Here is a 13,714-nt window from a genome sequence, read left to right as displayed (position 1 = left end):
CTCCGGCACTTGGCACCCATGCACGCGCAAAAAGAGCAAAAAAAAACCGCTCAGTCGAAACTGAGCGGCCTTCGTGGCTCGTAAGGCAAGGCGGCTTGCGCCGCCAGCACTTACTCGCCCGAGTGTTGCTGTTCGGCAGCCGGCGTTTCCGGCGTACCGAATTCGAACGACTCTTCCGCTGCGATCTGATCGAAACGCTCGCGGTCGGCCAGTTCCTTGCTCTTGCGCGCCTTGTGGAACGCGAGACCCGTACCGGCCGGAATCAGGCGGCCGACGATCACGTTTTCCTTCAGGCCACGCAGGTCGTCGCGCTTGCCCATGATCGCCGCTTCGGTCAGCACGCGGGTCGTTTCCTGGAACGACGCCGCGGAGATGAACGAATCGGTCGACAGCGACGCCTTCGTGATACCGAGCAGCACGTTTTCGTACGTTGCCGGACGCTTGTCTTCCGCGATCATACGGTCGTTCTCGTCGAGCATGTCCGACCGCTCGACCTGTTCGCCCGGGATGAAACGCGTATCGCCGTTGTCCGAAATCTGCACGCGGCGCAGCATCTGACGGACGATCACTTCGATGTGCTTGTCGTTGATCTTCACGCCTTGCAGACGGTACACGTCCTGCACTTCGTCCACGATGTAGCGCGACAGCGCCTCGACGCCCTGCAGACGCAGGATGTCGTGCGGATCCGCCGGTCCGTCGACGATCATTTCGCCCTTGTTGACGACCTGACCATCGTGCACCAGAACCTGCTTTTCCTTCGCGATCAGGAACTCGTGCTGGTTGCCCTCGAGGTCCGTGATAACGAGACGCTGCTTGCCCTTCGTGTCCTTACCGAACGACGTCGTACCCGTGACTTCCGCCAGGATACCCGCGTCCTTCGGCGAACGTGCTTCGAACAGTTCCGCCACACGCGGCAGACCACCGGTAATGTCACGCGTCTTCTGCGATTCGGTCGGGATACGTGCGAGCACTTCGCCGACCTGCACCTGCTGACCGTCCTTCACGGTGATCAGCGCGCCGACCTGGAAGCCGATCTGCACCGAGTGCTCGGTGTTCGGGATCTTCACTTCCTCGCCGTTCGCATCCAGCAGCTTGACCTGCGGACGCACCGTCTTCGACGCCTGCGAACCACGACGCTTCACGTCGATCACGACGAGCGTGGACAGACCCGTCACGTCGTCGATCTGTTTCGCGACCGTCACGCCTTCCTCGACGTTCTCGAACTTCACCGTACCACCGTACTCGGTGATGATCGGACGCGTCATCGGATCCCACGTGGCCAGTTGCGTGCCAGCCTTGATCTGCGCACCGTCGAGCTGCAGCAGCGTGGCGCCGTACGGCACCTTGTGACGCTCGCGCTCGCGGCCGTGATCGTCGGTGATCATCGCTTCACCCGAACGCGAGATGACGATCTGCTCGCCCTTCGCATTCGTGACGTAACGCATCGTCGACGTGAAACGCACCGTACCGTTCGACTTCGCTTCGACCGACGATGCCACCGCCGCACGCGACGCCGCGCCACCGATGTGGAACGTACGCATCGTGAGCTGCGTGCCCGGTTCACCGATTGACTGCGCCGCGATCACGCCGACCGCTTCGCCGACGTTCACCAGCGAGCCGCGGCCGAGGTCGCGACCGTAGCAGGCCGCGCACAGACCGTAGCGCGTTTCGCAGGTCAGCGGCGTGCGTACCCGCACTTCGTCGATGCCGAGGCGTTCGATGTCTTCGACCGCGTCTTCGTCGAGCAGTGTGCCCGCTTCGAACAGCGTTTCCTGCGATTCCGGGTTGACGATGTCAGCCACGGCCACGCGACCCAGGATACGGTCACGCAGCGCTTCGACCACTTCACCGCCTTCCACGAGCGCCTTCATCGCCACGCCGTTCGACGTGCCGCAATCTTCCTCGACGACGACCAGATCCTGCGTCACGTCGACGAGACGACGCGTCAGGTAACCCGAGTTCGCGGTCTTCAGTGCCGTATCAGCCAGACCCTTACGTGCACCGTGGGTCGAGATGAAGTACTGCAACACGTTCAGACCTTCGCGGAAGTTCGCCGTAATCGGCGTCTCGATGATCGAGCCGTCCGGCTTCGCCATCAGACCGCGCATACCGGCCAGCTGACGGATCTGAACCGCGGAACCACGAGCGCCTGAGTCCGCCATCATGTAGATGGAGTTGAACGACTCCTGACGCGTCTGGTTGCCGTCGCGGTCCGTGACCGGTTCCGTCGACAGCTGCTCCATCATTGCCTTGCCGACCGCTTCCGACGTCGCCGACCAGATGTCGACCACGTTGTTGTAGCGCTCCTGCGCAGTGACGAGACCCGACATGTACTGACGGTCGTATTCCTTCACCTTCTTCGCGGCGTCGCCAACGATGGTTTCCTTCTGCGGCGGTACGAGCATGTCGTCGACGCAAATCGAAATACCAGCGCGCGTTGCCAGACGGAAGCCCGACTGCATCAGTTGGTCGGCGAAAATCACCGTCTCACGCAGACCGCACTTGCGGAACGCGGTGTTGATCAGACGCGAGATTTCCTTCTTCTTCAGCGGCTTGTTCAGCACCGAGAACGGCAGACCCGGCGGCAGGATTTCCGACAGGATCGAGCGGCCAACCGTGGTCGCATACAGCGTGATCTTCGGTACGAACGCCGGGCCGCCTTCCGACTTGTCTTCGTTGTGGACCATTTCGGTGATCCGCACGTTGACGCGCGAGGCCAGTTCGACTTCCTTGTTCTCGTACGCGCGCAGCACTTCCGACACGCCCGTGAACGTCAGGCCTTCGCCCTTGCCGTTCACCGCTTCACGCGTCGCGTAGTACAGGCCGAGCACGATATCCTGCGACGGCACGATCGACGGATCGCCGTTAGCCGGGAACAGTACGTTGTTCGACGCGAGCATCAGCGTGCGCGCTTCCATCTGCGCTTCGAGCGACAGCGGCACGTGAACGGCCATCTGGTCACCGTCGAAGTCGGCGTTGAACGCCGCGCAAACGAGCGGGTGCAGCTGGATTGCCTTACCTTCGATCAGCACCGGCTCGAAAGCCTGGATGCCGAGACGGTGCAGCGTCGGCGCACGGTTCAGCATGACCGGATGTTCGCGGATCACCTCTTCGAGGATGTCCCACACCACCGGTGTCTGGTTCTCGACCTCCTTCTTCGCAGCCTTGATGGTGGTAGCGACACCCATCACTTCGAGCTTGTTGAAGATGAACGGCTTGAACAGTTCGAGCGCCATCAGCTTCGGCAGACCGCACTGATGCAGCTTCAGCGTCGGGCCGACCACGATCACCGAACGGCCCGAGTAGTCGACACGCTTACCGAGCAGGTTCTGACGGAAGCGACCGCCCTTACCCTTGATCATGTCCGCGAGCGACTTTAGCGGACGCTTGTTCGCACCGGTCATCGCCTTGCCGCGACGGCCGTTGTCGAGCAGCGAGTCGACGGCTTCCTGCAGCATCCGCTTTTCGTTGCGGACGATGATTTCAGGCGCCTTCAGCTCGAGCAAACGCTTCAACCGGTTGTTACGGTTGATCACACGGCGATACAGGTCGTTCAGATCCGACGTCGCGAAACGGCCGCCGTCGAGCGGGACGAGCGGACGCAGTTCCGGCGGCAGCACCGGCAGCACTTCGAGGACCATCCAGTCCGGCTTGATGCCCGAACGCTGGAACGCCTCGAGCACTTTCAGGCGCTTGGCGTACTTCTTGATCTTCGCTTCCGAGCCGGTGTTCTTGAGCTCCGTGCGCAGCAGCTCGACCTGCTCGTCGATGTTGATCGCGCGCAGCAGTTCGCGAACACCTTCCGCGCCCATTTCGGCACGGAATTCGTCGCCGTATTCCTCGACCTTGTTGTAGTAATCCTCTTCGGTCATGATCTGCCGCGCTTTCAGCGGCGTCATGCCCGGATCGATCACCACGTATGCTTCGAAGTACAGCACGCGCTCGATGTCGCGCAGCGTCATGTCGAGCACCATGCCCAGACGCGACGGCAGCGACTTCAGGAACCAGATGTGCGCGACCGGCGAGGCCAGCTCAATGTGGCCCATTCGCTCACGACGCACCTTCGCGAGCGTCACTTCGACGCCGCACTTCTCGCAGATCACGCCGCGGTGCTTCAGGCGCTTGTACTTGCCGCAAAGGCATTCGTAGTCCTTGATCGGACCGAAAATCTTCGCGCAGAACAGACCATCGCGCTCCGGCTTGAACGTGCGGTAGTTGATGGTTTCCGGCTTCTTGACTTCACCGAACGACCACGAACGGATCTTGTCCGGCGAGGCCAGACCGATCTTGATCGCGTCGAAAACTTCAGGTTGTTGGACTTGCTTGAATAGATCGAGCAAAGCTTTCATCGCTTCTCTCCAGTAGTCCGATTAGTTCCGGTCCAGGTCGATGTCGATACCCAGCGACCGGATTTCCTTCACCAACACGTTGAACGACTCAGGCATGCCGGCATCGATCACGTGATCGCCCTTGACCAGGTTCTCGTAAACCTTGGTCCGGCCCGTCACGTCGTCCGACTTCACCGTCAGCATTTCCTGCAGCACGTACGATGCGCCGTACGCTTCGAGCGCCCACACTTCCATTTCACCGAAACGCTGGCCACCGAACTGCGCCTTACCGCCCAACGGCTGCTGCGTGACGAGCGAGTACGGGCCCGTGGAACGCGCGTGCATCTTGTCGTCGACCAGGTGATGCAGCTTCAGGTAGTGCATGTAGCCGACCGTCACCGTACGTTCGAACATCTCACCCGTGCGACCGTCGAACAGACGCACCTGGTTCTTCGACGGCGTCATGCCGAGGTTTTCAGCGATGTCGTCCGGGAACGCCAGATCCAGCGCACGGGACATTTCTTCTTCCGTCGCACCGTCGAACACCGGCGTTGCGAACGGCACGCCTTCGCGCAGGTTCTTCGCCAGTTCGAGGATTTCGTCGTCGCTGAAGCTGTCCAGCTCTTCGGCGCGGCCCGATTCGTTGTAGATCTTGATCAGGAATTCGCGCAGTTCAGCGATCTTCGCCTGACGCTGCAGCATTTCGCCGATACGCCAGCCGAGACCCTTCGCGGCCCAACCCAGATGCACTTCGAGAACCTGACCCACGTTCATCCGCGACGGCACGCCGAGCGGGTTCAGAACGACGTCAGCCGGACGGCCGTCGGCCATGTACGGCATGTCTTCGATCGGCACGATCTTCGACACGACACCCTTGTTACCGTGACGGCCTGCCATCTTGTCGCCAGGCTGCAGACGGCGCTTCACCGCCAGATACACCTTGACCATCTTCAGCACGCCCGGCGGCAGTTCGTCGCCTTGCGTGAGCTTCTTGCGCTTCTCTTCGAACGCGAGGTCGAACTGGTGACGCTTCTCTTCAATCGAGTTCTTGATCGCTTCGAGCTGGGCCGCTGCTTCTTCATCCGCGAGGCGGATGTCGAACCAGTGATAGTGGTCCAGATCTTCGAGGTAAGCGCGGTCGATCTTCGTGCCCTTCGCGAGCTTCTTCGGACCGCCGTTCACCACCTTGCCTTCGAGCATGCGTGCGAGACGCTGGAACGCATCGCCTTCCACGATACGCAACTGGTCGTTCAGGTCGAGACGATAGCGCTTCAGTTCATCGTCGATGATCTGTTGCGCGCGCTTGTCGCGCTGGATGCCTTCACGCGTGAATACCTGCACGTCGATCACAGTGCCGCTCATGCCCGACGGCACGCGCAGCGACGTGTCCTTCACGTCCGACGCCTTCTCACCGAAGATCGCGCGCAGCAGCTTTTCTTCCGGCGTGAGCTGGGTTTCGCCCTTCGGCGTGACCTTGCCGACCAGCACGTCGCCCGCCTCGACTTCCGCGCCGATGTACACGATGCCCGACTCGTCGAGACGGCCAAGCTGCACTTCGGCGAGATTCGAGATGTCGCGCGTGATTTCTTCCGGTCCGAGCTTCGTGTCGCGTGCAACGACGTTCAGTTCTTCGATGTGAATCGACGTGTAACGGTCGTCCGCAACGACCTTCTCCGAAATCAGGATGGAGTCTTCGAAGTTGTAGCCGTTCCATGGCATGAACGCGATCAGCATGTTCTGGCCGAGCGCGAGCTCGCCCAGATCGGTCGATGCGCCGTCAGCCAGCACGTCGCCGCGCGCAACCTTGTCGCCCATCTTCACGATCGGACGCTGGTTGATGTTCGTGTTCTGGTTCGAACGCGTGTACTTGATCAGATTGTAGATGTCGACGCCGACTTCACCCGCGACCGCTTCGTCGTCGTTCACGCGAATTACGATACGGCCCGCGTCGACGTAATCGACCACACCGCCACGCAGTGCCTGAACCGTCGTGCCCGAGTCGACCGCCACGGTGCGTTCGATACCCGTACCGACGACCGGCTTTTCCGGACGCAGACACGGGACGGCCTGACGCTGCATGTTCGAGCCCATCAATGCGCGGTTCGCGTCGTCGTGCTCGAGGAACGGAATCAGCGAAGCTGCGACCGACACGATCTGCGACGGCGCCACGTCCATGTACTGAATGCGGTCCGGCGTGACCATCAGCGTTTCGCCCGCTTCACGCGACGACACGAGTTCGTCGGTCAGCGTGCGGTCGTCGGCCACCGCCGCGTTCGCCTGAGCGATCACGTAACGGCCTTCTTCGATCGCCGACAGATAGTCAATCTGGTCGGTCACCTTGCCGTCCGCCACCTTGCGATATGGCGTTTCGAGGAAGCCGTATTCGTTCAGGTGCGCGTACAGAGCGAGCGAGTTGATCAGACCGATGTTCGGACCTTCCGGCGTTTCAATCGGGCACACACGGCCGTAGTGAGTTGGGTGCACGTCGCGGACTTCGAAGCCGGCGCGCTCACGAGTCAGACCGCCCGGGCCTAGTGCAGAAACACGACGCTTGTGCGTGATTTCCGACAGCGGATTGGTCTGGTCCATGAACTGCGACAGCTGCGACGACCCGAAGAACTCGCGAATCGCCGACGAGATCGGCTTCGAGTTGATCAGGTCGTGCGGCATCAAGTTTTCGCTTTCGGCCTGGCCGAGGCGTTCCTTCACAGCACGTTCGACACGCACGAGGCCCGCGCGGAACTGGTTCTCAGCGAGTTCGCCGACGCAGCGCACACGACGGTTGCCGAGGTGGTCGATGTCGTCCACTTCGCCCTTGCCGTTGCGCAGCTCGACGAGGATCTTGATCGTCGCGAGAATGTCGTCGTCCTGCAGCGTCATCGGACCGACGATTTCATCACGGCCGACGCGCCGGTTGAACTTCATACGACCCACCTTCGACAGGTCGTACGCTTCTTCGCTGTAGAACAGACGGTTGAACAGTGCCTCGACCGCTTCTTCCGTCGGCGGCTCGCCCGGACGCATCATGCGGTAGATCGCGATACGTGCGGCCATCTTGTCGGCCGTTTCGTCGATACGCAGCGTCGACGAGATGTACGGACCTTGGTCCAGATCGTTCGTGTAGAGCGTCTGGATGTCCTTGATCTTCGCTTCGCGCAGCTTCTCGAGCACGGATTCGGTAATTTCGTCGTTGGCGTTCGCGATGACTTCACCCGTATCGCCGTCGATCACGTTCTTCGCGAGCACGCGGCCGAGCAGATAATCTTCCGGCACCGAGATGAACTTGGTCTTCGCGTTATCGAGGTCGCGAATGTGCTTGGCGTTGATCCGCTTGTCCTTCTGGACGATCACGTTGCCATCGCGGTCCGTGATATCGAAGCGCGCGACTTCACCGCGCAAACGCTCCGGCACGAATTCCATCTGCGCGCCTTCCGGCATCAGCGTGAAATTGTCGAACACGAAGAAGTTTGCGAGGATCTGTTCCGGCGTCAGGCCGATTGCCTTTAGCAGGATCGTAACCGGCATCTTACGACGACGGTCGACGCGGAAGTACAGCACGTCCTTCGGGTCGAACTCGAAGTCGAGCCACGAGCCACGGTAGGGAATGATACGTGCCGAAAACAGCAGCTTGCCCGAGCTGTGCGTCTTGCCCTTGTCGTGTTCGAAGAAAACACCCGGCGAACGGTGCAACTGCGAAACGATCACACGTTCCGTGCCGTTGATGACGAACGAACCGGTCGGCGTCATGAGCGGGATTTCGCCCATGTACACTTCCTGTTCCTTCACTTCTTTGACGACCGGCTTGCTCGGTGATTCTTTGTCGAGCAGCACCAGACGCACCTTGGCGCGCAGCGCCGAGCAGTACGTCAGACCGCGCTGCTGGCATTCCTTGATGTTGAATGCCGGCGGCGACAGCATGTAGCTGACGAACTCAAGGCGCGCGAAGCCGTTGTGCGAAACGATCGGAAAAACGGAAGTAAACGCGGCCTGCAAGCCTTCCGGCTTGCGTTGCGTAGATGACGTATCTGCTTGCAGAAACGTGCTGAATGATTCAAGCTGGGTAGCCAGCAGGAAAGGTACTTGGTGAACGATGGGGCGCTTCGCAAAACTCTTGCGAATACGCTTCTTCTCGGTGAAGGAATATTGCATACGATCTCCGAATCACGGCGGGCATAGTTGTCGAGGCAGGATACCTTGATGAGACAACCCGAGTGTTCACCGACTGAGACCCGATGGCCGTCCGATGGCTTGAACGAGCCTAGAAGCTTGGTGGTTGGCCGCTACCAACCGCTGGCTGACGGCAGCGGATGCCTGTGTTGCCCGCTACCCGACCAAACTTGCCTTCTGCAGTCGCTTCAGAAGACAAAGAGAAATGCCGGTCAAAATTACCGTGGGCGTTTTTCTTTGGCTTCTGGGAATCACATTCCTGCCGGCATACGCCCGCAAAAACGCGTCCTCCACAAAGCACAAAAAGGCCGGCGGTGAAAAACCGCCAGCCTTCGCACAGCGCGTTGAAGCTTACTTGATTTCAACCTTCGCGCCGGCTTCTTCCAGCTTCTTCTTGGCTTCTTCAGCAGCAGCCTTGGGCACCGCTTCCTTAACGGGCTTCGGTGCACCGTCGACCAGATCCTTCGCTTCCTTCAGGCCGAGACCCGTCAGTTCGCGAACAGCCTTAATGACCGAAACCTTGTTTGCACCGGTTTCAGCCAAGATGACCGTGAATTCGGTCTGCTCTTCAGCAGCAGCAGCGCCGCCGGCTGCACCTGCCGGGCCAGCCACTGCAACAGCAGCTGCCGAGACGCCAAACTTTTCTTCGAACGCCTTGACCAACTCGTTCAGTTCCAGAACCGACATCGAGCCTACGGCTTCGAGGATGTCTTCTTTTGCGATTGCCATTTGAAATACTCCTAAATTGAATTCGGATACAGCCAGCGATCAATCACGCTCGACTGAAGTGCATTACGCAGCGGCTTCTTCGCCTTGCTTCTTTTCTGCCAGCGCGGCCAGAGCGCGCGCGAAGCCAGAAACAGGTGCCTGCATAACGTACAACAGCTTGGAGAGCAGTTCTTCGCGGCTCGGGATGCTTGCCAGCGCTTGCACGCCCGCCTTGTCCATCACCTTGCCTTCGTAGGAACCAGCCTTGATGACCAACTTGTCATTGCTCTTGCTGAAGTCATTGACGACCTTAGCAGCAGCAATCGCATCTTCCGAGATGCCGTAGATCAGGGGGCCAGTCATCTGCTCTGCCAGCGGAGCAAACGGGGTACCCTCGACGGCGCGACGCGCCAGCGTGTTCTTCAACACGCGAAGGTAAACCTGTTGCTCACGCGCTTTCGCGCGCAGCTTGGTCAGATCGCCAACCGCGATTCCACGATACTCAGCCAGAACCACGGTCTGAGCTTTCGCGACTTGCGCGGCAACCTCAGCGACGACGGCCTGCTTGCTTTCTTTGTTTAGTGGCACGGTTAACCTCCAGATTCGATACACGCAGCGTGCGCCTTGTGTACCGCATTCAATAACGGCGTCCGACCAGTCAGGAGTATTTCGACCGTCAAAAATCCGTATCGCTACAGACATCGAACGGCTTCATCACTACAAAACCTTTTCGGGTTCGCCATCTGCGTTGGCTTTACATTAAGGACCCGCCTACTTGCTGCGTGCCCACCAACGGTCTTTGACAACCGGTCGCGCGATGCAGACTGCCACCTCGCAACCGCCCAAAGCCCTTAGAAGCCGCCCCAACTCGCGCCGGAGCGGCGAAATTCATTACTGGGCAGCGATCGACGTCTGGTCGACACGAACACCAACACCCATCGTGCTCGACAGAGCGACCTTGCGCAGATACACGCCCTTGCTCGTTGCCGGCTTCGCCTTCTGCAGCGCTTCGATCAGCGCATTCAGGTTGTTGCGCAGTGCTGCCGGTTCAAACGAAGCGCGGCCGATCGTTGCGTGGATAATGCCGGCCTTGTCGACACGGAATTGCACCTGACCAGCCTTGGCGTTCTTGACCGCGGTCGCGACGTCCGGCGTGACCGTGCCAACCTTCGGGTTCGGCATCAGGCCACGCGGGCCGAGAATCTGCCCGAGCGTACCGACGATACGCATCGTGTCCGGCGAAGCGATCACGATGTCGAAGTTCAGGTTCCCGGCCTTGACCTGTTCGGCCAGGTCTTCCATACCGACGACGTCAGCACCAGCGGCACGAGCCTGCTCAGCCTTTTCGCCCTGCGCGAACACAGCGACGCGGACCGACTTACCGGTACCAGCGGGCAGCACGACCGAGCCGCGAACCACTTGATCCGACTTCTTTGCGTCAATGCCGAGTTGCACGGCGACGTCGATCGACTCGTCGAACTTCGCGCTTGCGCATTCCTTCACGAGCGACAGAGCGTCTTCGATCGGGTACAGCTTCTGACGATCCACTTTGGCTGCAAATGCTTGCAGACGCTTCGAAAGCTTAGCCATTTACACGCCCTCCACGGTGATGCCCATCGAGCGGGCGCTACCAGCGATCGTACGAACCGCTGCGTCCAGATCAGCAGCCGTCAGATCGGGCATCTTGGTCTTGGCGATATCTTCAGCTTGAGCGCGGGTGATCTTGCCCACTTTGTCGGTATGCGGCTTGCTCGAACCCTTATCGAGCTTCGCTGCCTTCTTGATCAGAACCGTAGCCGGCGGCGTCTTCAGAACGAACGTGAAGCTCTTGTCCGCGAATGCCGTGATCACGACAGGAATCGGCAGACCCGGTTCCATCGCTTGAGTCTGCGCGTTGAACGCCTTGCAGAACTCCATGATGTTCAGGCCGCGCTGACCCAGTGCCGGACCAACCGGCGGCGACGGATTGGCTTTACCTGCAGGAATCTGCAGCTTGATAAAGCCGATAATTTTCTTTGCCATTTCGAGAACCTCTGTGGAACGCCGCCTTACGGGCGGACGCTCAGTGAGTAGTAGCGCGTGTTCGCCGACAAACTGGCTAGTTACGCTCCTCAACGGCCATTACGCGGACCGTAAGCGCGAAATACGGAACGCACCTAGCGGTGCGTTCCGTAAAATCTAGACTACAACTTTTCGACTTGGCCGAATTCCAACTCGACCGGCGTTGCGCGGCCGAAGATTGTAACGGAAACACGGACTCGCGACTTTTCGTAGTTCACTTCTTCGACGCTGCCGTTGAAATCTGTGAACGGGCCTTCTTTCACGCGCACCATCTCGCCCACCTCAAACAGGGTCTTCGGACGCGGCTTCTCCACGCCCTCCTGCATCTGCGACATGATCTTTTCAACTTCCCGAGGGGAGATCGGGCTCGGCCGATTACGCGCCCCGCCGACGAAGCCGGTCACCTTCGCCGTATTTTTGACGAGGTGCCACGTTTCGTCTGTCATTTCCATTTCGACTAAAACATAGCCCGGGAAGAAACGACGTTCGGTTACTGATTTGTGACCGCCCTTTACCTCAACAACCTCTTCCGTTGGAACGAGGATCTGGCCGAACTGATCCTGCATACCAGCCCGCTCGATGCGCTCCTGAAGCGCTCGTTGCACGCTCTTCTCCATACCGGAATATGCGTGCACTACGTACCAACGTTTGCCGCTCGGGGATGCCGGAGTATCACTCATATCATTTCCAACCCAGAATCGCCGAGAAAATCGCCCACTCAATGGATTTATCACAAACCCAGAGGAAGATAGCCATCACGACTACGAAGCCGAAGACCACGAGTGTTGTTTGGGTCGCCTCTTTGCGACTCGGCCAGACTACCTTGCGGACCTCTTTGTATGAGTCATTGGCGAAAGCGATGAAACCCTTGCCAGGCGCCGAGAGAAGACCGACTACGACACCCGCGATCGCACCAACAGCCAAGGCGGCTCCGCGGATGTACCATTCCTGGCCATTAAGCCAGAAGAACCCCACGAACCCGGCCAAGACCAGCAACACACCTGCGATCAACATCAACTTGTCGCCGGATGTATTTACAGTTTCGACGGAAGGATTCGCCATAACACCTTAACAAGCGCCACTACGGCGCGATAGTTGGCAGGGGCAGAGGGAATCGAACCCCCAACCTTCGGTTTTGGAGACCGACGCTCTGCCAGTTGAGCTATACCCCTAAACCATTTGGGGTTGACGACACCGCCAACCCCGATACAACCGATTGTCGAGAACTCTCTGGCGTTACTCGATGATCTTGGCGACGACACCAGCGCCGACCGTACGGCCACCTTCGCGAATTGCGAAGCGCAGACCTTCTTCCATCGCGATCGGGTTGATCAGTTTCACCGTGATCGACACGTTGTCGCCCGGCATCACCATTTCCTTGTCCTTCGGCAGCTCGATCGAGCCCGTCACGTCCGTCGTACGGAAGTAGAACTGCGGACGGTAGTTGTTGAAGAACGGCGTGTGACGGCCGCCTTCGTCCTTGCTCAGCACGTACACTTCAGCCGTGAAGTGCGTGTGCGGGTTGATCGAACCCGGCTTGGCCAGAACCTGACCACGCTCCACGTCTTCACGCTTCGTGCCGCGCAGCAGGATACCAACGTTGTCGCCTGCCTGACCCTGGTCGAGCAGCTTGCGGAACATTTCCACGCCCGTGCAGGTCGTCTTGGCCGTTGCGCGGATACCGACGATCTCGATTTCCTCGCCAACCTTGATCACGCCGCGCTCGACGCGACCCGTCACCACCGTGCCGCGACCCGAGATCGAGAACACGTCTTCCACCGGCATCAGGAACGCACCGTCAACCGCGCGCTCCGGCGTCGGGATGTACGTGTCCAGCGCATCGGCCAGGTTCATGATCGCCACCTCGCCCAGCTCGCCCTTGTCGCCTTCCAGCGCCAGCTTGGCCGAACCCTTGATGATCGGCGTCTCGTCGCCCGGGAAGTCGTACTTCGACAGAAGTTCGCGAACTTCCATCTCGACGAGCTCCAGCAGCTCGGCGTCGTCCACCATGTCGCACTTGTTCAGGAACACGATGATGTACGGAACGCCAACCTGACGCGCCAGCAGGATGTGCTCACGCGTTTGCGGCATCGGGCCGTCGGCAGCCGAGCACACCAGGATTGCGCCGTCCATCTGCGCCGCGCCCGTGATCATGTTCTTCACGTAGTCTGCGTGGCCCGGGCAGTCGACGTGTGCGTAGTGGCGGTTAGCCGTTTCGTACTCGACGTGCGCGGTGTTGATGGTAATGCCACGCGCCTTTTCTTCCGGCGCCGCGTCGATCTGGTCGTACGCCTTCGCTTCGCCGCCAAACTTCTGCGTCAGGACCGTCGTGATCGCTGCCGTCAGCGTGGTCTTGCCGTGGTCAACGTGACCGATCGTGCCCACGTTCACGTGCGGCTTGGTCCGCTCAAACTTACCCTTGGCCATTTTCGACTCCTAAGAGGATTTTC

Annotated in this window: 9 protein-coding genes and 1 tRNA gene; all 10 read right to left on the bottom strand. The window is 59.8% G+C overall.

The genetic code is table 11. The features are described 5' to 3' along the window. Positions 1 to 110: 110 nt before the first annotated feature. Positions 111 to 4,349, bottom strand: coding sequence for a DNA-directed RNA polymerase subunit beta' (gene rpoC / locus OKW38_RS19940; RefSeq protein WP_090802172.1), 4,239 nt, complete (start codon positions 4,347 to 4,349; stop codon positions 111 to 113). 21 nt (positions 4,350 to 4,370) lie between these two features. Next, positions 4,371 to 8,477: a DNA-directed RNA polymerase subunit beta gene (gene rpoB, locus OKW38_RS19935; RefSeq protein ID WP_090802173.1), complete on the bottom strand. Its 4,107-nt coding sequence runs from the start codon at positions 8,475 to 8,477 to the stop codon at positions 4,371 to 4,373. A 369-nt stretch (positions 8,478 to 8,846) separates the two neighbouring features. Beyond that, a complete protein-coding gene (gene rplL, locus OKW38_RS19930; RefSeq protein ID WP_018420143.1) occupies positions 8,847 to 9,224 on the bottom strand; it encodes a 50S ribosomal protein L7/L12 in 378 nt (125 codons plus the stop codon). Between the two features lie 63 nt (positions 9,225 to 9,287). Next, positions 9,288 to 9,791, bottom strand: coding sequence for a 50S ribosomal protein L10 (gene rplJ / locus OKW38_RS19925; protein ID WP_062129470.1), 504 nt, complete (start codon positions 9,789 to 9,791; stop codon positions 9,288 to 9,290). A gap of 303 nt (positions 9,792 to 10,094) precedes the next feature. Then, on the bottom strand, positions 10,095 to 10,793 hold the full coding sequence (gene rplA, locus OKW38_RS19920; RefSeq protein ID WP_090802175.1) for a 50S ribosomal protein L1: 699 nt from the start codon (positions 10,791 to 10,793) through the stop codon (positions 10,095 to 10,097). Beyond that, a complete protein-coding gene (gene rplK / locus OKW38_RS19915) occupies positions 10,794 to 11,225 on the bottom strand; it encodes a 50S ribosomal protein L11 (RefSeq protein WP_008922976.1) in 432 nt (143 codons plus the stop codon). A 161-nt stretch (positions 11,226 to 11,386) separates the two neighbouring features. Next, entirely contained in the window at positions 11,387 to 11,944 is a 558-nt protein-coding gene (gene nusG / locus OKW38_RS19910) for a transcription termination/antitermination protein NusG (protein WP_075303275.1), read from the bottom strand. 1 nt (position 11,945) lies between these two features. Next, positions 11,946 to 12,326, bottom strand: a complete 381-nt coding sequence (secE, locus tag OKW38_RS19905; protein ID WP_090802176.1) for a preprotein translocase subunit SecE — start codon at positions 12,324 to 12,326, stop codon at positions 11,946 to 11,948. 34 nt (positions 12,327 to 12,360) lie between these two features. Next, positions 12,361 to 12,436: transfer RNA gene (locus tag OKW38_RS19900), tRNA-Trp, on the bottom strand. A 64-nt stretch (positions 12,437 to 12,500) separates the two neighbouring features. After that, on the bottom strand, positions 12,501 to 13,691 hold the full coding sequence (gene tuf / locus OKW38_RS19895; protein WP_090802167.1) for an elongation factor Tu: 1,191 nt from the start codon (positions 13,689 to 13,691) through the stop codon (positions 12,501 to 12,503). Positions 13,692 to 13,714: the final 23 nt, after the last annotated feature.

It is taken from the genome of Paraburkholderia sp. MM5496-R1, from assembly GCF_050436205.1.
GTDB classification, from domain to species: domain Bacteria; phylum Pseudomonadota; class Gammaproteobacteria; order Burkholderiales; family Burkholderiaceae; genus Paraburkholderia; species Paraburkholderia tuberum.
This window is presented reverse-complemented; position numbering and strand designations above follow the sequence as displayed.